The organism is Acidisoma sp. PAMC 29798 (assembly GCF_030252425.1).
Taxonomy (GTDB): domain Bacteria; phylum Pseudomonadota; class Alphaproteobacteria; order Acetobacterales; family Acetobacteraceae; genus Acidisoma; species Acidisoma cladoniae.
Window position 1 is genome coordinate 797,551 of sequence record NZ_CP126994.1, and the last position, 25,788, is coordinate 823,338.

Sequence of the window (25,788 nt, forward strand, 5' to 3'; positions counted from 1 at the left end):
GCGCAGAGTCATCCGCCATCCAAGTCAGCCCAGCGCCGCGACGGCTTTCATGACGCCGCGCAGCTCGGCCAAGCCTTTCAGGCGACCGACATAGGAATAGCCCGGGTTGCTGCGGCGCTCGCCGTCATTGCCCAGCAGGTGGCCGTGGTCCGGTCGCATCGGGATCGGCCGGTCATCGTCCGCTGCCGCCCGGCGCGTCTCCTCCCGCATCAAAGCCGCAATGACCGCCACCATATCCACGTCTCCGTCGAGATGGTCCGACTCGGTGAAGGACCCGTTCCCGTCCCGGCTGACATTGCGCAGATGGACGAAATGGATGCGGTGACCGAAGGCCTCCACCATCGTCGGCACATCATTGTCGGCGCGCGACCCATAGGAGCCGGCACAGAGCGTCAGCCCATTGGCCGGGTGATCGACACCGTCGAGAATCGCTTCCGCATCCGACACGGTGGAGACGATGCGCGGCAGGCCGAATAGCGGCATCGGTGGATCGTCTGGATGGATGGCGAGATTGACGCCGACCTCCGCCGCCACCGGCACCACCTCCGCGAGGAAGGCGAGCAGGTTCGCGCGCATGTCGGCGGCGGTGATGCCGTCGAAGGCCGCGATCCGGTCGCGGATGCCCTCGCGGCTATAGCTGTCTTCGCCGCCCGGCAGGCCTGCGATAATATTGGTTTCGAGTGTCGCGATCTCGGCCTCGGTCTTCTCCGCCAGCACCGCGCGGGCGCGTTCGAGCAGTAGGTCGGGATAGTCGTGCTCGGCGCCGGCCCGCTTCAGGACATAGGCGTCGTAGGCGACGAATTCGGCGAGATCGAACCGCAAGGCGCGGCCCGTGCTCGGCATGGCGAACATCAAGTCGGTGCGTGTCCAGTCCACGACAGGCATGAAATTGTAGCAGACGGTGGGAATGCCGGCGCGGCCCAGATTGGCCAGGCTGTCCTTCCAGGCATCGATAGACTGCCGCCACGGCCCCGATCGCATCTTGACGGAACTAGGAACGGGGATGGATTCGCACACGTTCCAGGTGAGACCTGCCGCGGCGATCATCGCCTTGCGCGTCGCGATATCCTCGGGTGTCCAGGCACGACCGTCGTAGATGTGGTGGAGCGCTGTGACGACGCCGGTGGCACCCGCCTGACGGACGTGACCCAGCGAAATCGGGTCCTCCGGACCGAACCACCGCCAGCTTTGCTGCATCGTTTTGACCTCCGCCATTTGCGCCAAAGGCTCGGCGCTTATGCATGAAGCGTCAACGGGCGGCGCGCCCGCCCGAGATGCGGTCGCTCACGAACACATGAGCGCCCTGGTAGCGCGCATGGGCGGACCCGACTTGTGGTGCAAGTTTAATGGGACGCAATGACATGACCTTTCTTCGCGTGATCCAAATCTCGTTCATCGTGGCACCGCTCGCTTTGGCGGCGTGCAGCCGGGCCGCATCCGATGGTGCGCCTGGCCCCTTGCCGAACGGGGCCGCCGGCGGTGCAGCGGCGAGCGCTGGCTCGGCATCGCCCAATGGTGGGGGTAGTGGCGCTGCAGGCGCCGCCGGCGCCGGGGCTGCGAAATAGCATGTCTGGCGAGGACGAGAGGATCCGCGTCCAGCAGCCCGCGGGTGGTCTACGCACGGCGTCTCTCAGGGCATCCTTCGCTCAGTCGGACGCCATGCAGAAGGCGATCGACGATCTCGAAATGAGCGGCTTCAACCGGGCGGATATCAGCGTCATCCAGGGCGGCGACCCAACGGTGCCGATCCCTGAAGGCGGCGATCTCGAGGCGCCCTACAATGAGGAGGATGCGCGCCAGGCCCGTACTCTCCAGGCAAGCGGTGCCGCGAGTGTGGCGGCTTTGGCCGCGGCGGGCGTGACCATCGCGACCGGTGGCTTGGCCGCTATTGCCATTGGCGCGGCGGTCGTGGCGGGCGCCGCTGCGGGTGGTGCCACGCATGTGCTCAGCACGGCCGCGAATAGTGCCGAGCAGGAAGGCCGTGAGGCCCATGCGGCCCAGGGCCTGCTGACGCTGTCCGTTCAAGTGCCGACGCCCGATAAGCAAGCTAAGGCCGAGGCTATTCTTCACGCTGCCGGTGCGACGGCCGTCACTATGGTCTAGGCGCGGCGTCGCGCCTTAGCTCAAAGCTTCGATCAGCTTCTTCAGCAAGGCGATCAAGTCCGGTTTGGCGTCACCCACAATGACGTCCAGCCGCGTCTCATGTCTTTCGACATGCGGCATCAACACATCGAGCGCATCTTCACCCGCTTGTGTGAGGTGAAGCGTGACGCTCCGCCGATCCTTGGCAGAACTTTCACGCAGGATCAGACCTTCCTTTTCCAGGGCCGTGATAAGCGGACTGATTGTGGACTTGTCCCGCCCGATCGCACGGCAAATCTCGATCTGCGAAAGACCAGGATTGAGGCGGATGATCATCAGCGTCGCAAAGCGCCCAGTTTTGAAGTCGGGCTGGCTGGAACTCGCGATGAAGGCCCGCAAAACCGCCTCCTGCGCCATGCGCAGATGAAGGCCTATGTAGTCCTCCAGCAGACCCAGATGGATGGCCGGGTCGGGCGATTTGTTCACGCGCTCGCTCTACGGTTTAGTTTGAATACAAACTTAATCACATTCGGACCCTTTGTCCACAGGTTCCACTCAGAAGAAGCCGAGCAGGCCGGCGCCTGCGGTCAGGCCGAGGAACCAAAGGGGATGGCGTTTCGTGCCGAGCGTGCCCGCGACCACGACGGCCGCCAAAGTCACGGCCCGCCAATCGACCGCTGCGGCACGGACCAGTAAAAACCCTGCCGCCAGCATCAGCCCCGCCGTGACAGGCACAAGCCCCGCCTGAACGACGCGGCGCCAACGGCGGTCCCGGAACCGGACCCAGATGCCGCCGACGATATAGGCGAGCGTGACGGCAGGAAGCAGGAAGGCGAGTGTCGCGACGAGCGCCCCATAAATGCCCGCGATGTGCCAGCCGAACAGCGTCACCGCCAGCATGTTCGGACCCGGCGCCGCCTGTGCAAGCGCATAGAGCCGTACGAACTCCGTCGTGCTGAGCCAGTGCTGCTGATGTACCAGCGCGCGCTCCATGGCCGGCAGCGTGGTCGAGGCGCCGCCGATCGCGAGGAAGGACAGTTCGGCGAAGATCAACGCCAAGGCGAGCAGATGCGTCATTCCCGGATGCTCCAGCCGGCGAGGGCGATGCTCGCGGGGACGAGCACGCAGAGGCTGAACAGGAAGGGCAGCCGAAAGACCCCGAGAGCCGCGAAACTGGCGGCCGCCACCGCCAGACCGCGCGGGGAGGCGCGAAGGGGCAGGGCGATCTTGATGGCGGTCGCCAGCACCAGGCCGGCGGCGCCGGCGGAGAGCCCTGTCACGAGATGGCGGACCGGGGGCAGATTGCCGTAGCGGCCATAGGCCGTACCAATGGCGAGCACGATGCCGATCGGCGCGCCCAGCAGGCCCACTAGGGCCGCGACGCTGCCGCGCACACCGCATACCCGCGATCCGAAGATCACCGCTAGATTGGCGACATTCGCCCCTGGCAGGAACTGACACAGGGCAAGAAGTTCATTGAACTCGGCGGGTGTCTGCCAGCGCCGTTCCTCCACCATGACCCGCCGGATCATCGGCAGAACGCCACCGAAGCCCATCAGGCCAGCGCGAAAGAAGGCCCGGAAGAGCGCAAAGGCACTGAGGCGAAAGGGGAAGGCTTCGGGCTGCTGCATCGTTCAAGCAGGTATAGGGACGCAGGCTCCGGCCGGCTACGCCTGCTGTCCCCGCACGTCGATGTCATGCAGGAAGCCGGCGAGATGCGGCTGCGTTGTGTTCGCGGTGTCGCGCAGAATGCCGACATTATAGGTTTCGCGCTTGGCCGGTTCACGAATGGCGACCATCGGGTCTTCGCCATCACGCACATAGCCCAACGAGAAGCAGCCGAGTTGATAGCCCATCAGCTTCAACAGATCGTCCGGTAGTGTTTTGGCAACGTCGAGCGGCGTCGAGAGATACTGGTTCTCCTCCTGCCGGACCCAGCCCACGGCATAGGTGAGGTTGACGGCCTGTCGCACGACGTCAGACCTATTGCGGCCAGCACCGTGAAAGACCTTGCCGGTGTAGAAGAGCGCCGAGCCACGCTTCATGACGGCGGGATAGGCCTCCGCCATATCGTATTTCTTACGGTTGCTGAGATGGCTTTTCGGCACGACGCGGGTGGCGCCCATCTCTTCGGTGTAGTCGCTCAGTGCCCAGAGGATATTGCACTGGATGTCGTAGTCGAGTGGGAAGGGGAAGAAATCCCAGGCGACCTCATCCTGATGCAGTTTCTGCGCAGGTGACCCCGGATGGACCGAAATGATTTGGGTGAGGTGGAGCTGAAAGGTGGAGGCCTTTCGTAGAACGATGCCGGCGGTCTCGAGCGCAATCGGGTTCATGATCAAGGCGCGCGCCGCGGGTGATCTTGCAATCAGCGCGCCCGTGCGTTTGGTCTGCAGACCCAGAAAGCTGTCCTGCCCGAACATCGAAGTCTCGATGTAAGGCGCCATCTCGTCCGCGATGCTGTCCATCAGGCCTGACGGCGCCAATTCATCGACGATGGCATAGCCATCGGTTCTGAGGGCGGCGGAGATGTCGTCCGCCGTGGCCGAAGCCGGGAAATGGATAAGCTCCATGAAACAACTCCGGATCGCAGGGGAGCCTCTGATGCGTCTGGGTCGTGAAGACGCCGCGAAGATGGGGCCGCGATAAACGCGCGCGGCCCCGGTCCTCGATCTTGTGAGCGGAGTTTAGGACGACGTGGCGGGGGACATCGGCGAGGTCAGTTCCTTGCCATTCAGCATATCGGCCGAATGATCGGCGCCGGACGGGCCATTCATGTCCATGGGCTTGCCGGAATGGGCCATCATCTTGTGGTGGGCCATCATCATCTTGTGGTGCATCATCGGCTTCTTCATGCCCATTCCCATGCTGCTGGCGGGGGCAGGTGCGGCCGGCGTGGTCGACTGCGCCCAGGCGGATGCGGAACCGAGAAGGGCGACGGCGCAGGTCGCCGAGAGGAGCCAGGTCGTTTTCATGTCGTTCTCCGTATGTCGTTGAGGACCGAGATTGGCCGGCATCACAGCATCTGTGATCCCCGCTGATATGGGCGGGTTACGCCCGCCGTTAAGGGCAGAATCGTTACGTCCGGGCCACTCATCAATCTGACACCTATCTGTCATGTGACAGTTCCGTGGCGTTTTTTTCTATGCGGGGGGTCCCCCGGATGGTAGCCCAGAGCGGTCATGAACATCGTCTCCCGGCAGAACGCGACCTTCCCCACCATTTCGGGTTTGCCTAGTCCGCGCGCGTTTTTGCGTGGTCGCTTCGGCGGACCGCAGCATCGTCGGCCCCATGCGAGGATGCGCGTGACGGACGGCGTCTTCGTGATGTCGGATGGCGCGCTGCTGCCGTATCGGGAATGGCTGCCAGATGTGGCACCCGACATCGTCATACTCGCCCTGCACGGCATTAATGACAGCGCGGATGCCTGGGAAGCACCCTCCGGACTGTTCGTCGACGCGGGCATTGCCGTGATCGCGCCGGATCAACGTGGTTTCGGCGCGGCGGCGGGGCGTGGGCGCTGGCATGGCACCGAGGTCATGGTCGATGACGCGCTGACGATGGTGGACCAGACCCGCGCGCGTTTCCCCGATGCGCGTCTTTATCTCGCTGGCGAAAGCATGGGTGCCGCCGTGCTGATGGTTCTTGCGGCCAAACAGGCCCGGCTCGCGGTCGATGGCTATATTCTGAGCGCCCCGGCGGTCTGGGGGCGGCGCGAAATGGGCGCGGCCTACCGGATGTCACTCTGGCTGGCCCATAAGACGGTGCCATGGCTGCGATTGAGCGCAACGGGCCTTGGCATCAAGCCAAGCGACAACAACGCCGTTCTTCGTCGCTCTTCCCATTCCGGTGTCGCGATCCGCTCGGCCAGTATTGATGCCCTCAAGGGGCTGGCCGATTTGATGGACGAGGCCTTGGCGGCCGCCGGCAATAGCCGTGCGCCGACCTTGTTCCTGTATGGCGGTCGCGACCAATTGGTGCCGAAACACGCCATGGCGTCGTGCTGGCGCGTGGAGCAGGCCGCGAGCGGTCGCAACCAGGTCTTCGCTTTCTACCCCAATGGCTACCATCTGTTGCAGCGCGACCACGCGGGCGCGGTGGTGACACGCGACATCGTCAATTGGTTGAGCGATGCGGCAGCCCCTCTGCCCTCAGGCGCCGACGCCAAAGCCGCCGACTGGCTCGAAGGTCTCGCCGCTTAGCTCTCGCGGCTAAGCAAAGATGTCATAAAACGAACACGGGGAGCCTCTGCATCGCCTCCCAGATCTGGCACAGATAACTAGATCGGGTGCCTGATGCTGATTCACATGATGCCGTCTTCGGACGTCGTGATCGCGATGCTGGTCGTTTGCTTCATCATGGTTTTGTTGTTCGAGGCGACGAACGGCTTCCATGATACATCAAACGCCGTCGCCACTGTCATTTACACCAATACGCTGAAGCCTGTTCCGGCTGTGATCTGGTCCGGCATCATGAACTTCATCGGCGTGCTGGTCGGCGGCATCGCCGTGGCCTACGCCCTGGTGGAGATCTTGCCGCCCGATGTGCTGACACCGCCGAATGGTGCGCCGGCGCTGCCAATGCTGGTGTCGATTTTCGTGTCGGCCCTGTTCTGGAACATCCTCACCTGGGCGTTCGGCATTCCGAACTCCTCGTCGCATTGCATCATCGGCTCCCTCGTCGGCGTCGCCTGCGCCGACGCCATCCTGCAATCGCGCAGCCTGTCGCAGGGTGTAGACTGGCAGCAGATCCGCACGGTCCTGATCGGTCTGGCGATTTCCCCGGTGCTGGGCTTCGTGCTCGCTGGCGGCTTATACGGCATCCTGCGTCTCGTCGTGCGGCGCGGTGAGCTTCTGGAACCGCCTGAGGGCGACAAGCCGCCGGTCTGGTGGCTGCGTGGACTTCTGGTGCTGACCTGCACCTCCGTCAGCTTCTCTCACGGTACCAATGACGGCCAGAAGAGCATCGGCCTGATCATGCTGACCGTCATCGGTCTGCTGCCGGCGACCTTCGCGCTCAACCCCCATGCCGGGCCTGCCTTGCAGCAGTTGAGCGCCAATGCGCGGATAGCCGAACCCCTCATCGCAAGCTATGGGGACGATCGGAAGCAAGCGGGATTGGATGCGGCCAAGGCGCTAGAAGGCTTTAAGCCGGCCGACGCCACGTCAGCCCTGACCGAGACGCCGGCCCAGGTGCAGTTGCGCACGCAGCGACGCGGTCAGGTATTTGCGGTGCTCTCGCAGCTGAAGCATGTCACTGAAAACCCCGCAGCCAGCAAAGCGGATAAGGCCAAGGCCAAGTCCTTGCGCAAGGTGATGGGGCCGCCGGTGCAATATGCGCCGATATGGGTGCGCGTGCTGAGTGCGCTGTGCCTCGGTATCGGCACCATGGTGGGCTATAAGCGCGTTGTGCGGACCTTGGGGGAACGCCTTGGCAAATCGCATATGACGCCGGGGCAGGGGGCGAGCGCCGAACTCATCGGCTCCATTCTGATCGGCACAGCAGGCTTCACGGGTCTGCCGGTGAGCACGACGCATATCATCACCTCCGGCATCGCCGGCACGATGGTGAGCGGCGGCCAGGGCGTCGAGCGGGGCATGCTGCTGCGGATCGCGGCGGCCTGGGTCTTCACCCTGCCCGCCACGATGCTGATCGCGGGGGGGCTGTTCTACGTGCTCGACAATCCGCACTTCTAGCGGATTGTCTTCCGCCGTCCGCGCTCCGTCAGCGGATGAGGAGCGCGGTGCCATAGAGCCCTAATGCGAAAAAGGTATGGGCGACCAGGTTCATGAATCGGACCATGTTCGGACGCGGGGTCTTGGACGCCGCCCAGCCGATGCCGAGGCCCGGCTGGAGCAGGAACCAGCCACCCGCCACGGTGAGGATGCCCCAAATCCAGGCCGGCAGAAACGTGGGATGGGCAAGCCAGGGGTGGCCCATGAAGACCACGAAGATGATGCCGTACAGAATGCCGACGACGTAATGGCCGATCCAGCCGAGGGTCAGCTCATGGGCATAAGGCTCGGCCGCGCCGATGCTGTCATGGAAAACCTGCCCGTGGCGAAGGTGCCAGAACCAGCGGCCCACGGGCGCCCAGTTCGGCGCCGATTGGCCCGGAAAGCGGGACAGGACGATCGCCCAGATATCCATAAGGATCGTCGCGCCGACGCCGATCACGGCACCGCGCCAAAGAAGGTCTAGCATAGAGGATCAGGCTCGCTGTCAGCTGTTGAACGCGGAGCGACAGAAGCATCGCGGATGGCGGGGGCGCAAGGACCCCGCTCTCAATAAGTCAGGCGCGTGACAACACCTCCCCCCGCGCCTAGCCTCGATTCGCTACCAAAAAGACGACCCCAAGGGAGATTGACCATGACCAATTCCACCCAGACCTCGGTCGAGATGGCGCACCTCATCCGCGCCGGGGAGGCACAGGCCGCCGCGACGCTGACCGCCTTGGTGCTCGGCACCATCAAGACTGCCGAAACCATTCCCGGCGTTATCCTCACCTACAAGGAAGTCTATCGGGCAATGTTCGGCCGCGAGCCCTGAGGGCGCGGCGGCCCAAGCCTCATGCGGTGAGACTTATACCGTTTGCCCCACTGCCGAACCTTCCCGGAAGGCGCGAAGGTTCGGCCACGGCGACTCGAAACGAGGAGGCTGAGCATGGCGATCTGTCCCTTCCATTGGCTGTCGAAACTCACTGTCGGTGAGGTGCCGGCGCAGTCCACACGCTGGGAGGAGGAGCTGCCGTCCATTCTGGCGGCCGCCGAGGTGGCCTTCGATCAGCTCTCCCGTCGTTGCGGGGGCGCGTTGACCCTCTAAGCGATCCCCTCCGTTACAGTTTCCTTGCGCGGGATCGGGATCGGCGATCTGTTGCGGGCGATCATGTCGATCATCGACGGAGTCGCCCGATGAACCTGGATCGGCTGGGGAAGGTTTGGGCGCTGACCCGCAGCGCGAACGCTGGGGAAGCTGCGGCGGCCCGTGAACGCGCCCGCATCATGGTGGAGCGCGAGGGCAAGACCCTGGCCGATATTCCGTCTCTGCTGCGCGGCAAGCCGATTCCGACAGACGCGCCCCGGCCCAGCCCGAGCGGCTTCACCCCAACCGATATGAGCAACCCCGCCCATCGGCGGCCCGAGACGCCAGCCGAGAAGAAGCGGCGCGCCGAACGATCCCGCAAGGAAAAGCCGGCCCGCGACGACGCTCTGCGCCGCCATGGCGGCATCGATGGCGTGCTGGTCTGGACGGAGAAGGAGCAGCTGCTCCGCGCGGCCGTGGCACCTTGGTCGGTCTTCCAGCCGCCGCCCCATCAGCGTTGGACCAAAAGCATCGACGGGCATGAGGTAACGACACCGGGGCCGCCGCCCGCCCGGGTGGTGCGCGCCCTATCGGACGCCTATCCACTGCCCAGGACCATTTCCGAAGCGGCGGGTGAGTATGGGATGTGGCAGAGCCGGGATCGCGACGTCGGCCTGGCGGTGGAAGCCTCGGACAATCCGCAGCTCGACCTTTCCGCCGAAATACGCCGCGATATCGTGCGAAGGCTGATGGAGGTCGATCTCCGTGCGCAATCGGTGGCGGAGGTGTTGATCCGCCAGCGGCATCTGGTGGAGATGGACACCATCGGCGACCCCGATATCGAAAAGGCGGTGCTGCTCGACCTGGAGAGCCTGGAGGCGGCCGGACAGCGGACGCGCGCCGCTGAGGCCGCAGCCGCCAAGCCTGAGCGTGCCAGGGCCACGGAGCCGCCTCCGGCTGCTCCGAAAACAGCCGCGCCACCGCCCAAGCCGCAGGCAAAGAGGGCAAAAGCCAGGCCTATCAAGCCCGTGCAGCCAGACATGTTCGGCTAAGGACTCCGCCTGCCACGAGGCGCTTCCAAAAAACTATTGCCTTGCAGCCACTTCTGGCTCAGGTTTTGCATCCATACATTCGCCGCAGAGCGCCAGGACAGGGTCGTGGATGCTCTGCCACGCCCTCCGAAACGCGCTCGCACGAGAGCGCGAAGTTCCGCACTCACGACACTTCGTCGTGACCTGTGGATTGCGAAGGTATCGGGGAAAATCACGCACTTTTCGAGTCGTGAAAGAAGTTCTTAATGCAATCCTAGAGCGCGATGCGCTACAGTTGCGTGTCATCGCGGTGCGATGCTTTTTTCAGGTGTTTCGGGAATACGTTTCCGGTTCACCCATTGTTGCTGGAGATACCTTATGGATCGACCGGACGACATTTTTTCACTCCACGCGACACTCCGTGATCAGACGCGCGAGATGGAGATGAGTCTCTCCCACTATCTCGAACTTTGCCGCGAAGATCCGGACTGTTACGCCAGTCCGGCGGAACGGATGCTGCGTGCCATCGGTGAACCGGAACTGATCGATTCGTCGCGAGACCCGCGCCTTGGGCGGCTGTTTTTGAACCGGACGATTCGCATCTATCCGGCGTTTTCCGAATTCCACGGCATGGAAGAAACCATCGAGCGAATCGTGGGTTTCTTCCGACATGCAGCGCAGGGCTTGGAAGAACGCAAGCAGGTTCTGTATCTTCTTGGCCCCGTCGGGGGCGGTAAGTCATCCCTGGGCGAACGTTTAAAGGCGCTCATGGAACGTGAGCCGATCTACGTTCTCAAGGCGGGAGACGAAATCAGCCCAGTCTTCGAGAGCCCCCTCGGCCTCTTCGATCCCGAGACGATGAGCGACATGCTGAAGGAGACATACGGCATTCCTCGACGCGTGTTGACGGGCATCGCGAGCCCTTGGGCTTTGAAGCGACTCGACGAAATGGACGGGGACATCAAACAGTTTCGCGTGGTGAAGCTGTTTCCGTCACGGCGTAAGCAAGTGGCCATCGCTAAGACCGAGCCGGGTGATGACAATAACCAAGACATCTCCGCCCTCGTTGGCAAGGTCGATATTCGCAAGCTGGAAAGCCTCAGTCAGAACGACCCGGATGCCTATGGATTCTCTGGCGGACTTAATCGTGCCAACCAGGGCATTCTTGAATTCGTCGAAATGTTCAAAGCGCCGATCAAGATGCTGCATCCCCTGCTGACTGCGACGCAGGAGGGCAATTATCTCGGCACGGAAAATATCGGCGCCATCCCGTTCCAGGGCATCATCCTGGCGCATTCCAATGAGGCGGAATGGCAGAGTTTCCGAAACAACCGCACCAATGAGGCATTTCTCGATCGCGTGAGCGTGGTTAAGGTGCCCTATTGCCTGCGAGTGACGGAAGAAAGCCGGATTTACGAAAAACTGATCAGCGGTTCGGCCTTGGCGACCGCGCCATGTGCCCCGCATACGCTGGAAATGCTCGCGCGATTCGCGGTGCTGTCGCGTCTGAAACCCCATGCGAATTCGCGACCGTTTGCAAAGATGCGTGTCTATGATGGGGAGAATATTCGCGAGACCGATCCCAAGGTGAAGACGATGCAGGAGTATCGTGACGCCGCTGGAGTCGACGAAGGTATGGACGGCATATCGACGCGCTTTGCCTATAAGGTGCTGTCGGCGACTTTCAATCATTCATCGAGCGAAATCGCAGCCGACCCCGTGCATCTCATGTATGTGCTCGAACAGGCGATTCGCCGCGAACAGTTTCCGCCTGAGGTCGAGCAGGCCTATCTCACCGCCATCAAGGATGAATTGGCATCGCGGTATGCGGAATTCATCGGCAATGAAGTTCAGAAAGCCTATCTCGAGAGCTATGGTGACTATGGCCAGAATCTGTTCGATCGTTATCTGGACTATGCCGATGCCTGGATCGAGGATCAGGATTTCAAAGATCCGGACACCGGACAGATGCTCAATCGGGAGCTGCTGAATGCCGAACTGACCAAGATCGAAAAGCCGGCCGGCATCGCCAATCCCAAGGATTTCCGGAACGAGGTCGTGAAGTTCGCGCTGCGGACCCGTGCCGCCAATGGCGGTCGCAACCCAAGCTGGACGAGTTACGAGAAGATTCGCGACGTCATCGAAAAACGCATGTTCAGCCAGGTCGAAGATCTGCTGCCGGTGATCAGCTTCGGGTCGAAAAAGGATAACGAGACCGAGCGCAAGCACAACGATTTCGTCGATCGCATGGTGTCGCGCGGCTATACGGAACGTCAGGTCCGCCGCTTGGTGGAATGGTACATGCGCGTCAAACAGTCAGCCTGAGGGCGCGGGTTTGGACATCATAGACCGCAGGCGTAACCCTCACGGCAAGAACCTGGAGAACCGCCAACGTGTGCTGGCCCGCGCACGGGGAGCGGTGGCACGCGCGACACGCGCTGCCATCGATCAAGGCACGCTGCGCGAAATTGGGCACGACCAGGCCGTGACCATTCCGGCGGAAGCCTTGGATGAGCCAAGCTTTCATACGGTGTTCAGTGCCGGCAAACGCCAGATCGTCCTGTCCGGTAACCACGAATACTCGACGGGGGACAGACTGTCGCGACCACCGAGCAGCAGCGGCGCGGGTGGCGGTAATGGTGACGGCCAGGGCGGCGGTGAGGGCGAAGACGGGTTTCGCTTCGTGCTCACCCGGGACGAATTCCTCGACTTCTTCTTCGAAGATCTCGAATTGCCGGATCTGGTCAAAAGCCAGATCGTGGCGGCCGAAACCATGGCGCCGATCAGGGCCGGGATCAGCCGGGACGGAGCGCCGTCCCAGATCGACATGGCGCGAACCATGAAGCAATCGATGGCACGGCGCATCGGCTTGCGCCGCCCGAAAGGGCCTGAGGTTGTGGCTCTGGAGGCGGAGATCGCGTCTCTCGAAGAGAGTGGCGATGACGTCCCGCGCTTGCTGGCGCTTCAGGCGGAGCTGGAGACGGCCCTGCGGCGCTTGCGGCGCGTGCCCTGGGTCGATCCGGTCGATCTGCGCTACCGTCGCTTCACGCAAGTGCCAAAACCCTCTGCGCGGGCCGTGATGTTCTGTCTGATGGATGTCTCGGGGTCGATGTCCGAGCAAATGAAGGACCTGGCCAAGCGTTTCTTCCTTTTGCTGCATGTCTTCCTGGAGCGCCGGTACAAACACGTCGATCTGGTGTTCATTCGCCATACCGAAGTCGCCGAAGAGGTCGACGAGAAAACCTTCTTCACCGATGCACGAACCGGCGGCACGGTCGTCTCCACGGCCCTGACGGAGTTTTTGCGCATTCAAAAAGCGCGATACCCGCAAGATTCCTGGAACATCTATGGCGCGCAGGTGTCGGACGGTGACAATTCCAGCAGCGACACCCAGCGCACCATCGCGATGCTGGAAAACGAGATTCTGCCGGTCGTGCAATACTTCGCCTATATCGAAGTCTCGGCCGGCGGGGTGATCCGGGGCGAAAGTGAGCTGTGGCGCGGCTATGATCCGCTGTCCCGACGCAAGCCCCGATTGGCCGTCAATCGCGTCTCGAACCGTCATGAGATCTTTCAGGTATTCCGACAACTCTTTGGACGGAAGCCAGCCGCCGCATGATCAAACGCCCATGACATCCTCGCTTCTCTACGACGGCACAGACTGGGATTATGGCACGCTCCGGCGCAGCTATGACGCGATCGATCGCATCGCCTGTGAAGAGCTTGGCTTGGAGATCTACCCAAACCGGATCGAGGTCGTGACGTCGGAGCAGATGCTCGACATCTATACCGCGCATGGCATGCCGATCACCTATCGCCATTGGTCCTATGGCAAGCATTTCCTGCAGCATGAGGGCAGCTATCGGCGCGGGTATTCCAACCTCGCCTACGAAGTCGTCATCAACGCCAATCCCTGCATCAGCTATTTGATGGAGAATAACACGGCGACGATGCAGACGCTGGTGATTGCGCATGCGGCCTTCGGTCACAACCATTTCTTTCGCAACAACCACCTGTTCCGGCAATGGACCGAAGCCTCCGCCATTATCGACTATCTTGAATTCGCGCGATCCTATGTCAGCGCCTGCGAGGATGAGCATGGCGTAGCGAGGGTCGAAGCCGTCTTGGATGCGGCGCATGCCTTGTCACGCCATGGTGTGCATAAGCACGGCGGCGCGCGGCCTCTCAATCTCAAGAACGATCAGAAGCGGGAGCAGGAGCGGCGCAGCCACGACGAAAAGATGTTCGATGATCTGTGGCGGACATTGCCCGGCAAGCGCCCGGCGGCCGATATCGGTTCCGTTGCGGATCGCCGCCGACGTCTCGGCCTGCCGGAAGAAAACCTGCTCTATTTCATCGAAAAAGTGGCGCCCCGGCTACAATCCTGGGAACGGGAGATTATCCGGATTGTGCGATTGATCGCGCAATACTTCTATCCGCAACTCCAAGCGAAACTGATGAACGAGGGTTGTGCAACCTGGGTTCACCAGCGGGTGATGACGCGATTGCATGAAACTGGACAGATCAACGATGCGGCATTTCTCGAGACGTTGCATTCGACGTCCAGCGTTACCTTTCAGCCCGACTTCGATCATCCCGCCGGCGGCTCCAGCTTCAATCCCTATGCGCTAGGCTATGCGATGATGAGCGATATCGAACGCATCTGCACGGAGCCGACGAAGGAGGATCGTGCATGGTTCCCGGAGATTTCCGGCAACCACGATCCGCTCGGAACCTTGCGCCATGCCTGGGCGAACTTTCGCGACGAGAGCTTCGTCCTGCAATTCCTGTCACCGGCGGTGATGCGCCGCTTCCGGATGTTTCGACTTCTCGACGATACGTCCGAATCGTCGTTTCTCGTCGATGCGATCCATGATGACCAAGGCTATCGTGATATTCGGCGTAGTCTGGCGCGCAGTTATGACACGGCCGAGAATGATGCCGATGTGCAAGTCGTGGATGTCGATCTGGCTGGCGACCGCCGTTTGATGCTGGAGCATCGCACGCGCCCCGGCCGATTGCTGGTCAAGCGCGATGCCGAGGCAACCTTGCGATATGTCGCGCGGCTGTGGGGATATGAAGTGCGGTTGCAGGAGGTCGACAGCGACTCGGGCGCGGTTTTGGCGACCCATGTCTCCACCCCATCGGCCTCGTAACCCGCGTCGGACCGACTTCTACCAGAAGGCGGCCGAGCGTTTCTGCATCATTTCCCGATGCTGAGCGGTCGATTTCGGCAGAAGCGCGCCGGTTTCCCAATCCAGCAGGACGGCGTAATGGCGCACCGCATCCATGACATCGATGTCGCCGGCGCGGAAGCGTGCTGCGACCTGTTCGGGATCGGCGGTCAGCCAGCCGGGACGCTCAGTGCGAATGCGCGCGCGCTCCGCGTCCGTGGCTGCGTCATCAACTGCGTATTCGGCGAGCTCTTCGTCCACCACGCGGATCACCACGCCATAATCCTTCGCCGCACGCGCGATGGAGACATAGCCGTCGGCGACATCCTCCCGCACCGCGATGGGGTCACGCAGCAGCGGATCCCCGAAGCCACCGCCGCCTGCCGTCGGCCGGCTGAAATGATCGCCGGAATTGATCTTCACATCGGAGAAGACGGCGCCGAGCCATTCGGGCTCCGCACCTGCCCGCGTCAGCGTCAAGCCGTGCGGAATGGAGGGCAGGCCGCCCGAGATGCCCCAGACGACGGCGCGTTCGCGGTCGCAAATATAGGAAATCACGGTGCCTTCGGCTTCGCGCATGAGCGCGCCTTTGCGGGCACCCATGCCACCGCGCCATTGGCCCGGCCCCGCGCTGTCGGTGAGAATCTCGAACTCCGTCGTCAACATCGGGCTGGTTCGTTCCTGGCCTTCGACGGGTTGCGACATCATGCCGCAGCCGAAGGATGAGGTGGTGACATTGCACCCATCGCGCCCGTTGCGGCCGCCCCAACCACCGGGCAGCCAATCGTAAAACATGAAGATCGGCTTCTCGGGCGTGCGGGTATCGCGGCCGCCAGTGAGCAGATATTCATTGTTGAAGACGCAAGCGATGGCGCGCTCGGGCATGATCTGCGACCAAAGCTCATAGATCGCGCCCATGATCTTCTCGAAGGGCACCAGGAAGCCCGTCACCGCCACCGGCCAGCGGGCATTCACGACGGTATCTTCCGGCGCGATCACTTCGATCGGGCGATAGAAGCCGGAATTGAGGGGCAGATCGGGGAAGAAGGTTTTCATGCCGGCAACGACGGCGGAGAAGGTGGCACCGAAGGCGGAGTTGTAGAGCGTGCCGATGCAGACATGGCTGCCCGTGAGGTCATAGATCACGCGATCGCCGGTGATGGTGAGTTTCACCTTGATTGGGATCATGCCTTCGCCCGTCGAGGGATCCTGGTCGATGAAGTCTTGCGTTTCCCATACACCATCAGGCAGCGCCGCAAGCCGCTGGCGCAACACGCGCTCGACAAAGGATTGCACATCCGAGAAGCCTGCTTGCACCGTCTCGCGCCCATATTTCTCGACGAGACGCAGAATCTCCCGCTCGCAGGCGCGTGTGGCCTCGGCCTGGGATTGCATATCGCCGATGATGGAGACGGGGTCGCGGGTATTGCTCGCGATCATATGCGCGACGTCGCGGCGGAAGACGCCTTTGTCCCACAGACGCACCGGGGTGATGCGCAGCCCCTCGCGGAACATATCGGTGGCGCGGACATCGAAGGAACCGGGCACGCTGCCACCGACATCCGACCAATGGCCGTTCGACTGGGCGAAGGCGATTGGCTTGCCATCTGCGAAGATCGGCCGAATCAGACGAACGTCAGGGAAATGGGTTCCGCCGGCATAGGGATCGTTGATGGCGAAGACATCGCCGGGATGCATGTCATCGCCGAAGAAGCGAATGACCTCTTTGCAGGTCCAATGCAGCGTGCCGACATGGACGGCAATATCGCCATTGCCTTGGGCGATGGAATCTCCATTGGCATCGTTCAGAGCATTGGAGAAGTCGCGGTTATAGATCACGAAGGAGTAGCAGGTGCGGATCATCTGCTCGGCCATCTGATCGACGGCGGTGATGAAGGAATTCTTCAGCACTTCGAAGGTGACGGGATCGAGCGTTGGGCCGGCTATGGGTTGTTCAGTCACAGGTTCGGTCATCACGCAGCCCCTCCCACACGCATGACGATATTGGCCCAGCGATCGACCGTCATGGTCGCGCCAGGCGGCAGCACAGTTGTCGAATCAAGCTGGTCGATGATCGCGGGGCCGCTCAGGGTGGCCCCAGCGGGCAAATCCGGCCGCCAATAGACGGGCGTGTCATGCGCCGCGCTGCCGCCAAAATAGACCGGGCGACGGCTGATCGGGGTCGGCGCGACGCCTGTGGGCTCGCTGCTTTTCAGTTCCACCTTCGGCACCACGCCGATGGCCTTGAGGTTGAGGCGAAACAGGGTCACCGGCGCATCATCGCGCCGGAAGTTATATTCGCGCTCATGCTGCTCATGAAAGGACCTCACGAGATCACCGATATCAGTAATCTCCGCGCCGACCGAAACGGCGAGGGATCGCCATTGGCCTTGATACATCATGTCGATGCTGCGTTGCATGAGCATATCGGCGATGGCGACTCCCTCATGCAGCAGCCTGTCTGCGGCCGTCGCCTCAAGCGCCGCGAACCGCGCCTGCAGGGCTGCCGGATCGACCTCGGAAGCCGGCATCATATAGCTCTCGGCGAGGTCATGCTGCAGATCCACCAGCAAGCACCCGAGGGCGGAGGTGATGCCCGGATTGGGCGGCACGATGACGACGGGAATGGACAATTCGCGCGCGAGTTCGGCGCCATGCAAGGCCCCGGCCCCGCCAAACGCAACGAGCGCGAATTCGCGCGGATCATAACCACGGCTGATGGAAATCAAGCGCACCGCATCGGCCATATTCGCGTTCGCGACATGGATGATGGCGTCTGCAGCTTCCGGCACCGAGACGCCGAGCTTATCGGCCACGCCGGTGCGCACCGCCGCCTCCGCCAGCATCGGATCGAGCGTGACGCTGCCACCCGCGAGACCATGGCCGAGACGGCCGAGAACGATATTGGCATCGGTATTCGTCGGCACGGTATTGCCGCCGCCATAACAGGCCGGGCCGGGCCGTGCGCCCGCTGATTGCGGCCCATTCTTGAGGGCGCCATCCTCGATGCGCGCGAGCGAGCCGCCACCCGCACCGATGGTCAATACCTCAATGCTGGGAAACCGGATCGGATAGCCGAATTCGATGCCCCAATCCTTGGTGACGCGGGACTGGCCTTGATAGGCGAGGGAGACGTCACAACTCGTGCCCCCCATGTCGAGGCCGATGGAATTGGGATAGCCGCAGAGGCCGGCGATATGGCGGCTGGCAATGGCGCCGGCCGCGATGCCGGATCCCGCCAGGCGCGCTGCATAATCACGCACAGTCGCGGGTGTCATCACGCCGCCGCCGCTGTGCAGCAAAAGCAAATCGGAGGTATAGCCGCCGTCGCGCAAGCGCTCACTTAAGCGTTGAACATATTCGCCGACAACCGGGCTCAGCACGGCATTGACCACGGTGGTGGAAAACCGTTCGTGCTCAAAAATCTCAGGCAAAACCTCAGACGAGATCGAAACCGGAATGCCCGGCAGTTCGCGCAGCAGGATATCCCGCATGGCGCGTTCATTGGCGCCATTGACGAAGGCATTCATGAAACAGACGGCGACGGCCGCCACCCCACGCCGCCCGAGAATGCGAGCGAGGTCGACTGCCTCCGCTTCGTCGAGCGGTGTCACGACAACGCCGGCGGCGTCGATCCGTTCGGTCACCGGCATGCGGTCACGCCGGGGCACATAGGGGCGTGCGACATCCTTATAAGCGTCCCAAAGGTCTTCCTTATTGGCGCGACGAATTTCGATGACATCGCGGAATCCACGCGTGCAGACCATGGCGATGCGCGGCAGGCGCCGTGTGATCAAGGCATTGGTGGCGACGGTCGTGCCGTGGGAGAGCAATGTCACGTCCACAAGATCGACGCCGGCCGCGCCGAGACCGTTCATGAAGCCGTCGATCGGATCGGGTGTAGAGGGTGTCTTGGCAACGCGAAGGACACCCGTCTCCTCATCGAGTACGCAGACGTCGGTGAAGGTTCCGCCGATGTCGATCGCCACGCGCAGGTTGCCCATCGGTGCCGCTCCGCCGTCCGTTATAAGATGCATCATGCGCAATTGCCCAAGGAGAGGTCAATACCCTTCTATTGACGCGCTCAGGCATTATGGCGTGCCGAAATAAGGGGCATGTCGCACGTCTATGCCCATGAATCGTACATTTGATGCATCATACTCACCTTTGCTTGTGGAATCCTTGCGCCATCGTCATAGGATGATGGCAGAGCGGTGAGGCGCGCGAGGACCGTAAGATGGAAGAAGCGGCATTCGAGATCAATCTGGGGGACAGCATCTATCGGCGCCTGTCCGATAGTTTGGTGCAGGGTGTGCGGCGTCCGGAAGAGCGCCTCAAGATTCGCGATATCGCGGCGCAAATGGGAACAAGCGTGACGCCGGTGCGCGATGCGGTGCTGCGATTGGTTCAAGAGCGCGCCCTGTATCTGCGCAGCCCGCGTGACATTCGGGTGCGCTCTGTCAGCATCGACGAATATCTTGAAGTGCGGGCGATCCGCGTCGAGTTGGAGGGGCATGCCGCCGCCGCTGCGGCCGAACGTGCGACGGAGACTGATATTCGCAGGCTTGATCGTCTCGTACGGGATAATGCGCGCGCCTTGCGCGCCGGCAATAAGGCCTTGACCACGGACCTGAATCAGAAATTCCATTTTGAGATCGTTCGCATTGCGAACATGCCGGTGCGCGCAGATATCCTGCGACGCCTTTGGCTCAGCCTCGGGCCATGGATCACCGAGAACTACGCCATGGACTCTCGGGCGATGATCGAGTTCCATTACGCGGCGGTGGACGCCATTCGCGCGCGCGACCCGATCGCCGCGCGCGCCGCGCTACGCGATGACCTTGTCATCGGTGGCGGCGTCATCATGGACAAGTATTTGCGCGCGGAGGGCGCTAGCGCAAAGCCTGCCGGGCATGGCATGCCGATTGCAACGGTGACTGGGACGAAGTGAGCCGGCCGCGGGTGTTTCGATCGCGGAGGACGGCTCTCCAAGCGGAAACAGGCAGGAGGTTTGCGTGAGGTTTCGAATCGGTTTGTTGGGCGCGCTTGCGGGTGTCGTCTCCTCTGCGGCCGTGATGGCCGGACTATCCAGTCCGGCACGCGCGGCGGGTGACGACATCGTCGTCGGCTTCGCCGTGGCTCTGTCGGGCGGCATGAACGCCTATGACGGCGAAGCCACCAAAATGGCGCAGCTCTGGATCGACCAGACCAATGCCAAGGGCGGCTTGCTCGGTAAGCAGATCAAGTCCGTTTACGCAGACACCAAAAGCGACCGCGTTGAAGGCGCGCGCGCCGGCCAGAACGTCCTGTCGCAGGGCGCGAAGCTGGTTTTCGTGACGGCCGACTATGATTACGGCGCGCCTGCCGCCCTGCAGGCGCAGAAGGCGGGCATGATGTCGGTCTTCCTGGGCGCTTCCGATCCCAAGGCCGGGGTCATCGGCGTCGGGCCCTATTCCTTCAGTGCCGAAAAGGCCGCGCAGCTCGAAGGCGCGACCGTGGCCGAATGGGGCTACGAGAAGATGGGCTATCGCAATGCCTATGTGCTTGACGACACAGCCATCGAATATGACAAATCAACCTGCGCGGGCTTCAACTGGGCCTTCCCCAAGGAAGGCGGCACCATCGTCGGCAGCGACACCTTCAAGAACGATGATCCTTCCATCAGCTCGCAGGTCACGCGGATCGCCAATGCCATTCGCGAAAAGAAAGTGGATGCGCTGATGCTGTGTACCTACCAGCCCGGTGGATCCAGCGCCGTGCGCCAGTTGCGTGATGGTGGCATCAAAATTCCGATCCTGAACGGCTCTTCCATGGACGGTACCTATTGGATCAACTCGGTGCCGGGCCTGAAGGACTTCTATGTGCCGGTGCAGGCCGTAGTGTCGGGTGACCCGCTGGCCTCCGTGCAGGCGCTGACCACGGAATATACGGCGAAATACGGCAAGCCGCCGAGCACGCAATATGCCTATCCGATCTATGCCTGGTTGCAGCTCTGGGGCAAGGCGGTGACGGCGGCCGGCACCACGGATGCGAAACCTGTTGTCGCCATCATGCAGAAATACACCAATGAGCCGACGGCCCTGGGTCCCCGCAGCTTCACGCCGCGCATGCATATCCAGACCGACATCCCGCTCACCATCGTCGATATCGCCGATGGCAAGCAGACCGCCATTACCCAATGGCGCATCAAGGAGCCGATCCCGGTGGCCGTGCTCTATCGCTTGAAGAAAGCGTCTTAACGGAAGAGACGTTGATGGAAACAGGCGAAAGCCTTCTCTCCGACCGTCCGGGGTCGCTCGCGCAACCTCAGGCGGCGGAATTGACGGCGGAGAAGGTGGTGGTTCGTTTCGGCGGACTGGCTGCCATCTCCGACGTGAGCCTTACCGTGCAACGCGGTGAGGTTTTCGGGTTGATCGGCCCGAACGGTGCGGGCAAAACCACCTTGGTCAATTGCCTGACGGGCTTTCAGGCGCCGACCAGTGGTCGCATCATGCTCGGCGGCGAGCCGACGGCAGGGTGGTCGCCCGACAAGTTCCGCAAGCAGGGCGTTGCGCGCACCTTCCAGGCAGGCCGTTTGTTTCGTGACATGACGGTGCTGGAGAATGTGGAAGTCACGGCAGTCGGTCTCGGTCTCGGTCGTCGTGCCGCCATCGCGCGCGCCATGGCCATGCTGGATTGGGTGGGGCTCGCCGCGCAGGCGAATCGCGTCGCCGGCACGCTCGCCTATACCGATGAGCGGCGCGTCGGCATCGCCCGCGCCTTGATGCTCAGCCCCGCCTTCATCCTGCTGGACGAGCCCGCCGCCGGCATGTCTGATGCCGAATGCGAGGACCTCGTCGAATGGGTGGCGACGATCCCCAAGCGGTTCGATTGCGGCGTCTTATTGATCGAGCATAATATGCGCGTCATCATGAGTGTCTGTGACCGCATTCACGTGCTGGATGGCGGGCGCAGCCTCGCCGAAGGCACGCCCGTCGAAATTCAGGATAATCCCGCGGTGATGGCCGCCTATCTCGGGATGGAACCATGACGGCAATGCTTGAACTCTCGGGCGTAGAAGTGCGCTACGGGCGCCTCGTTGCCTTGCGTGGCCTGACGATGGAGGTGCATCAGGGCGAGGTCGTGTGCCTGATCGGGCCGAACGGCGCCGGCAAATCCACCACGATGGCCGCGATTGCAGGCGGCGTGCCGCGCCATGCCGGCTCGATCAAATTCGAGGGCGTGGAAATGCCGTCGCGCAAGCCGGAGCGTATTGCGCGCCTCGGCCTGTCGCTGGTGCCGGAGGGTCGGCATGTTTTTGGCACGCTGACGGTGGAGGAAAACCTTCGGGTCGGGGGCTATCTCCGTAAAACGACGCGCGAAGGCGCCGAGGCTTTGGAACGCGTGGCCGGATATTTTCCGCGCTTGAAGGAGCGTTGGAAGTCGCCGGCCGCGCGGCTATCCGGTGGCGAGCAGCAGATGCTGTCGATCGGGCGTGCCTTGATGACAGGTCCACGCTTGGTGATGGTCGATGAGCCGTCCCTCGGCCTGGCGCCGTTGATCGTCGATGCCGTCTACGACATCCTGTTGGAACTGCGTGCGCGGGAAGGACTGACGCTGCTGATCAACGAGCAGAGTTCGCATCGCATCCTGCGCTTCGCCGACCGCATCTATGTCATTCGCAACGGCGGCATTCAGCTTCACGGCACGGCGGACGCGTTGCGGGATGGGGAGGCGATCAAGGCGGCCTATTTCGGCTTCAGCGCCGCCAAGACCGAGACTGGGGTGGCGGCATGATCAATTTCCTCCAGAACGCGATTGATGCGCTCAGCCTTGGCAGCCTCTATGCCCTGGTCGCGCTGGGCATCGGCTTGCTGTTCGGCATTCTGCGGCTGGTCAATTTCGCGCATGGCGATTTCATCACCATCGGTGCCTATTCGCTGATCCTGCCCTCGACCAATGTCGTCGCCACCATGCTGATCGGCTCCTGGCATTGGGAGCTGCTGATTCCGGTGGTTTGCGCCATCGTTGTGGTGGTTGCGCTGGCGACGGATGCGCTGGTCTTCCGGCCGCTGCGACGCAGCACCGCCCCCACTTTGATGATCGCCTCCTTCGCCGTCAGCTACGTCATTCAGAATGGCGTGCTGATGATGTATGGCGCGCGCCCGAAGGCGGTGAATCTGTGGTCGGCCTTGACGACGCAAATCACCATCGGCGGCTTGCGCGAGCCGGTGCTGCAAGTGGTCACCATTGCCACGACCGTGGCCCTCATGGTCGGATTGTCGCTCTTCCTGAGGCACGCGCGCTGGGGCGTGCAGATGCGCGCGGCGGCAGAAGATTTCCGCATGGCGCAATACCTTGGCGTGCGCGGCAACTTCGTCATCGGCCTTGCCTTCGCGGTCAGCGGCATCCTGGCCGCCGCCGTGTCGCTGCTGTTCCTGGCCCAGACCGGGGCGCTGAGCAATGTGATGGGCGTGCCACTGGCCTTGTTCGCCTTTGTGGCCGTGGTCGTGGGCGGTATGGGCAGCCTGCCTGGCGCTGTCGTCGGCGGCTTCCTGGTGGGCATCGTCACGACCATGCTGCAAGCCTATCTGCCGCCCGATCTGCGGGTCTTCCGCGATGCCTTTACCTTCACCTTCGTCATCATCGTGCTTCTGGTGCGGCCGGCCGGGCTGATCCCGTCTCGCTCCATCGTCGAGCGCGTGTAGGGCTGCCGATGTCTCTTCAAGTATCCTGGCGCGGCCTCATCACCCCGTTGCTGCTGATCGCGGGCGTGGCGGTCGTCACCTTTCTCGGCGTGCTCGGCGGCGATCAAGTGCAGACCTCGCTCGTCGAAATGTTGATCCGCATGGTCGTCGTCGTCGGAATCTGGGTCTTCGTCGGCAATTCTGGCATCATATCCTTCGGCCATGTCGGTTTCATGTGCGTCGGCGCCTATGCCGCGGCCTGGGCGACCGTCGATCCGAATTGGAAGAGCATCATGCTCACCGGATTGCCGGATTGGTTGCAGAATGGCCAATACCCGTTTCCCTTCGCCGTCATCGGCGGCGCGGTGCTGGCCGCCGTGGTGGCGCTTCTGCTCGGTGCTGCCATCATGCGGCTGTCCGGCATTGCGGCCTCAATCGCGACCTTCGCATTCCTGATGATCGTCAACAGCGTCTATTCCAATTGGGATTCCGTCACCGGCGGCACCAGCTCCATCATCGGCATCCCGACGGTTGTCGGCCCATGGGTCGCCTTCGGTTTCGCGGCCGGCGCCATTCTGCTCGCTTATGCCTTCAAGGTCTCGCGCTACGGCTTGATGCTGCGCGCCTCGCGGGAGGATGAGGTCGCGGCCAAGGCCTCGGCCATCAACATCGTGCGCGTAAGGCTGGTGGCTTTCGTCATCAGCGCCGCCATCGTCGGTCTTGGCGGTGCGCTCTGGGCGCATTTCCTCGGGGTGCTGACCGCCGACAGCTTCTACCTCAGCCTGTGCTTCATCACCCTGGCGATGCTGGTCGTGGGCGGCCTCGGCAGCCTGAGCGGCGCCGTGCTCGGCGTCATCGTCGTGACCATCGTGGTCGAAGTGCTGCGCACGCTGGAGGGCGGGGTCACCCTGGGCAAGACCATGATCTCCCTGCCGCCGGGCAGCCAGGAAATCGGCCTCGGCATCGTGCTGGCGCTGATCATGATCTTCCGCCCCACCGGGCTCACGCGCGGGCAGGAAGTGCAGTGGCCGAAGCGTTGGTCACGCCCGGCCGCACCATCGGTTGAGGCGGCAACGGCGCCGTCATTGGGAGAGTGACGATGCCCGATTACAGCGTCGGCGCCGCCTATATGGACGGTCGCTACATGCCGGTGGGCGAAGCGAGCGTGCCGATCCTGGACTGGGGCTACCGCCGCTCGGACGTGACCTATGACGTCGTCGGCGTATGGGACGGCGCCTTCTTCCGCCTCGACGATCACATCGCCCGGTTCCGCGCGTCGATGACGACGTTGCGTCTGCATCCCGAGGAATCGGATGCGGATTTGCGCGAGATCCTGATGCAGGTGGTGCGGCTATCCGGCCTGCGCGAAGCCTATGTGGCGATGGATTGCCTGCGTGGGCGCCCAAAGCCGGGCCTGAAGCCGCATCCCGCCAATTGCCGCAATCGCCTGACGGCCTATGCCATTCCTTGGGTCTGGGTGGTGTCACCCGAGGTGCAGGCGCGCGGCGCGCATCTCATCGTGGCCCAGACGCCGCGCATACCGGAGGAGTCCATCGATCCCCGCGTCAAGAATTTCCACTGGGGCGATCTGACCCGTGCGCTGTTCGAGGCGCATGACGCGGGCGCCGACAATGCGGTGCTGCTCGATGCCGCCGGGCTGGTGACCGAAGGCCCTGGCTTCAACGTCTTCGCCGTGCGGAATGGCACTGTCATCACGCCCGATCGCGGTGGGCTCGAGGGGATCACGCGCCGCTCCGTCATCGAATTGTGCGATGAACTTGGCTTGCCCTGTGAGGTCAGGCCGCTGCCGGTGGCCGAGTTTCGCGACGCGGACGAGGTTTTCCTCGCGACCACGGCTGGCGGCATCATGCCGGCCGCGCGCCTCGACGGGCGGATCATGGGCAATGACCGGCCGGGCCCGATTTCGGCGCAGCTTCGCGCGCGCTATTGGGACCGCCGCGCCGAGGGCTGGCACGCGACCAAGATCGATTACGCGGAGAGGTAGGGCGGAAACGCGCAGCCTATTCCGCCAAA

Annotated in this window: 26 protein-coding genes; 17 read left to right on the forward strand and 9 right to left on the reverse strand. The window is 62.7% G+C overall.

Annotated elements, in window-relative coordinates; all coding sequences use genetic code 11:
* Positions 1–24: 24 nt before the first annotated feature.
* Positions 25–1,215: a mannonate dehydratase gene (gene uxuA / locus QP803_RS03890; RefSeq protein ID WP_350356061.1), complete on the reverse strand. Its 1,191-nt coding sequence runs from the start codon at positions 1,213–1,215 to the stop codon at positions 25–27.
* A gap of 146 nt (positions 1,216–1,361) precedes the next feature.
* Between uxuA and QP803_RS03895 the strand changes: the two genes are divergently transcribed.
* Both QP803_RS03895 and QP803_RS03900 read left to right on the forward strand, forming a co-directional pair.
* Positions 1,362–1,565, forward strand: a complete 204-nt coding sequence (locus tag QP803_RS03895) for a hypothetical protein (protein WP_284946377.1) — start codon at positions 1,362–1,364, stop codon at positions 1,563–1,565.
* A gap of 1 nt (position 1,566) precedes the next feature.
* Positions 1,567–2,103: a hypothetical protein gene (locus tag QP803_RS03900; RefSeq protein ID WP_284946379.1), complete on the forward strand. Its 537-nt coding sequence runs from the start codon at positions 1,567–1,569 to the stop codon at positions 2,101–2,103.
* Between the two features lie 15 nt (positions 2,104–2,118).
* On the opposite strand, the gene QP803_RS03905 is transcribed toward QP803_RS03900, so the two are convergent.
* The 5 genes from QP803_RS03905 to QP803_RS03925 all read right to left on the reverse strand — a co-directional run bounded on the left by QP803_RS03905 (position 2,119) and on the right by QP803_RS03925 (position 5,057).
* Positions 2,119–2,568, reverse strand: coding sequence for a MarR family winged helix-turn-helix transcriptional regulator (locus QP803_RS03905; RefSeq protein ID WP_284946380.1), 450 nt, complete (start codon positions 2,566–2,568; stop codon positions 2,119–2,121).
* A gap of 69 nt (positions 2,569–2,637) precedes the next feature.
* On the reverse strand, positions 2,638–3,159 hold the full coding sequence (locus QP803_RS03910) for a chromate transporter (protein WP_284946381.1): 522 nt from the start codon (positions 3,157–3,159) through the stop codon (positions 2,638–2,640).
* The gene (locus QP803_RS03915; RefSeq protein ID WP_284946383.1) at positions 3,156–3,713 is read right to left on the reverse strand and encodes a chromate transporter; all 558 of its coding nucleotides are present in this window, start codon (positions 3,711–3,713) and stop codon (positions 3,156–3,158) included. The genes QP803_RS03910 and QP803_RS03915 overlap by 4 nt, the downstream gene beginning before the upstream one ends.
* A 36-nt stretch (positions 3,714–3,749) precedes the next feature.
* Positions 3,750–4,655 carry a phytanoyl-CoA dioxygenase family protein gene (locus tag QP803_RS03920; RefSeq protein WP_284946384.1) on the reverse strand — a complete coding sequence of 302 codons (906 nt, stop codon included), beginning with the start codon at positions 4,653–4,655 and terminating at the stop codon, positions 3,750–3,752.
* A gap of 114 nt (positions 4,656–4,769) precedes the next feature.
* Entirely contained in the window at positions 4,770–5,057 is a 288-nt protein-coding gene (locus QP803_RS03925) for a hypothetical protein (protein ID WP_284946385.1), read from the reverse strand.
* A 207-nt stretch (positions 5,058–5,264) separates the two neighbouring features.
* Here QP803_RS03925 and QP803_RS03930 point away from each other — a divergent pair, with 207 nt between their 5' ends.
* On the forward strand, positions 5,265–6,284 hold the full coding sequence (locus QP803_RS03930; protein ID WP_284946386.1) for an alpha/beta fold hydrolase: 1,020 nt from the start codon (positions 5,265–5,267) through the stop codon (positions 6,282–6,284).
* A 93-nt stretch (positions 6,285–6,377) separates the two neighbouring features.
* Entirely contained in the window at positions 6,378–7,778 is a 1,401-nt protein-coding gene (locus QP803_RS03935; RefSeq protein ID WP_284946387.1) for an inorganic phosphate transporter, read from the forward strand.
* 28 nt (positions 7,779–7,806) lie between these two features.
* On the opposite strand, the gene QP803_RS03940 is transcribed toward QP803_RS03935, so the two are convergent.
* Positions 7,807–8,286 carry a DUF2938 domain-containing protein gene (locus QP803_RS03940; RefSeq protein ID WP_284946388.1) on the reverse strand — a complete coding sequence of 160 codons (480 nt, stop codon included), beginning with the start codon at positions 8,284–8,286 and terminating at the stop codon, positions 7,807–7,809.
* Between the two features lie 165 nt (positions 8,287–8,451).
* On the opposite strand from QP803_RS03940, the gene QP803_RS03945 reads away from it, so the two are divergent.
* The 6 genes from QP803_RS03945 to QP803_RS03970 all read left to right on the forward strand — a co-directional run bounded on the left by QP803_RS03945 (position 8,452) and on the right by QP803_RS03970 (position 15,070).
* A complete protein-coding gene (locus tag QP803_RS03945) occupies positions 8,452–8,631 on the forward strand; it encodes a hypothetical protein (RefSeq protein ID WP_284946389.1) in 180 nt (59 codons plus the stop codon).
* Between the two features lie 114 nt (positions 8,632–8,745).
* Positions 8,746–8,904: a hypothetical protein gene (locus QP803_RS03950; protein ID WP_284946390.1), complete on the forward strand. Its 159-nt coding sequence runs from the start codon at positions 8,746–8,748 to the stop codon at positions 8,902–8,904.
* An 89-nt stretch (positions 8,905–8,993) separates the two neighbouring features.
* Positions 8,994–9,935 (forward strand): hypothetical protein, encoded by a 942-nt coding sequence (locus QP803_RS03955; protein WP_284946391.1) that lies wholly within the window; start codon positions 8,994–8,996, stop codon positions 9,933–9,935.
* Between the two features lie 357 nt (positions 9,936–10,292).
* Positions 10,293–12,239, forward strand: a complete 1,947-nt coding sequence (locus QP803_RS03960) for a PrkA family serine protein kinase (RefSeq protein WP_284946392.1) — start codon at positions 10,293–10,295, stop codon at positions 12,237–12,239.
* A 10-nt stretch (positions 12,240–12,249) separates the two neighbouring features.
* On the forward strand, positions 12,250–13,533 hold the full coding sequence (locus tag QP803_RS03965) for a YeaH/YhbH family protein (protein WP_284946393.1): 1,284 nt from the start codon (positions 12,250–12,252) through the stop codon (positions 13,531–13,533).
* A gap of 10 nt (positions 13,534–13,543) precedes the next feature.
* A complete protein-coding gene (locus tag QP803_RS03970) occupies positions 13,544–15,070 on the forward strand; it encodes a SpoVR family protein (protein ID WP_284946394.1) in 1,527 nt (508 codons plus the stop codon).
* An 18-nt stretch (positions 15,071–15,088) separates the two neighbouring features.
* Here QP803_RS03970 and QP803_RS03975 read toward each other — a convergent pair whose 3' ends face one another.
* The gene (locus QP803_RS03975) at positions 15,089–17,062 is read right to left on the reverse strand and encodes a hydantoinase B/oxoprolinase family protein (RefSeq protein ID WP_284947820.1); all 1,974 of its coding nucleotides are present in this window, start codon (positions 17,060–17,062) and stop codon (positions 15,089–15,091) included.
* Complete coding sequence (locus QP803_RS03980) at positions 17,062–19,128, reverse strand: hydantoinase/oxoprolinase family protein (RefSeq protein ID WP_284946395.1); 2,067 nt, start codon at positions 19,126–19,128, stop codon at positions 17,062–17,064. Before QP803_RS03980 ends, QP803_RS03975 begins: the two co-directional genes overlap by 1 nt.
* Positions 19,129–19,325: 197 nt before the next feature.
* Between QP803_RS03980 and QP803_RS03985 the strand changes: the two genes are divergently transcribed.
* The 7 genes from QP803_RS03985 (at position 19,326) to QP803_RS04015 (ending at position 25,759) form a co-directional block, all read left to right on the forward strand.
* Positions 19,326–20,039: a GntR family transcriptional regulator gene (locus QP803_RS03985; RefSeq protein ID WP_284946396.1), complete on the forward strand. Its 714-nt coding sequence runs from the start codon at positions 19,326–19,328 to the stop codon at positions 20,037–20,039.
* A gap of 64 nt (positions 20,040–20,103) precedes the next feature.
* Complete coding sequence (locus QP803_RS03990; protein ID WP_284946397.1) at positions 20,104–21,327, forward strand: ABC transporter substrate-binding protein; 1,224 nt, start codon at positions 20,104–20,106, stop codon at positions 21,325–21,327.
* A gap of 14 nt (positions 21,328–21,341) precedes the next feature.
* The gene (locus QP803_RS03995; RefSeq protein WP_284946398.1) at positions 21,342–22,118 is read left to right on the forward strand and encodes an ABC transporter ATP-binding protein; all 777 of its coding nucleotides are present in this window, start codon (positions 21,342–21,344) and stop codon (positions 22,116–22,118) included.
* Positions 22,115–22,864, forward strand: coding sequence for an ABC transporter ATP-binding protein (locus QP803_RS04000; RefSeq protein WP_284946399.1), 750 nt, complete (start codon positions 22,115–22,117; stop codon positions 22,862–22,864). Before QP803_RS03995 ends, QP803_RS04000 begins: the two co-directional genes overlap by 4 nt.
* Positions 22,861–23,775, forward strand: coding sequence for a branched-chain amino acid ABC transporter permease (locus QP803_RS04005; protein WP_284946400.1), 915 nt, complete (start codon positions 22,861–22,863; stop codon positions 23,773–23,775). The genes QP803_RS04000 and QP803_RS04005 overlap by 4 nt, the downstream gene beginning before the upstream one ends.
* 8 nt (positions 23,776–23,783) lie before the next feature.
* On the forward strand, positions 23,784–24,851 hold the full coding sequence (locus tag QP803_RS04010) for a branched-chain amino acid ABC transporter permease (RefSeq protein ID WP_284946401.1): 1,068 nt from the start codon (positions 23,784–23,786) through the stop codon (positions 24,849–24,851).
* 2 nt (positions 24,852–24,853) lie between these two features.
* On the forward strand, positions 24,854–25,759 hold the full coding sequence (locus tag QP803_RS04015; protein WP_284946402.1) for an aminotransferase class IV: 906 nt from the start codon (positions 24,854–24,856) through the stop codon (positions 25,757–25,759).
* The last annotated feature ends 29 nt before the right edge of the window (positions 25,760–25,788 follow it).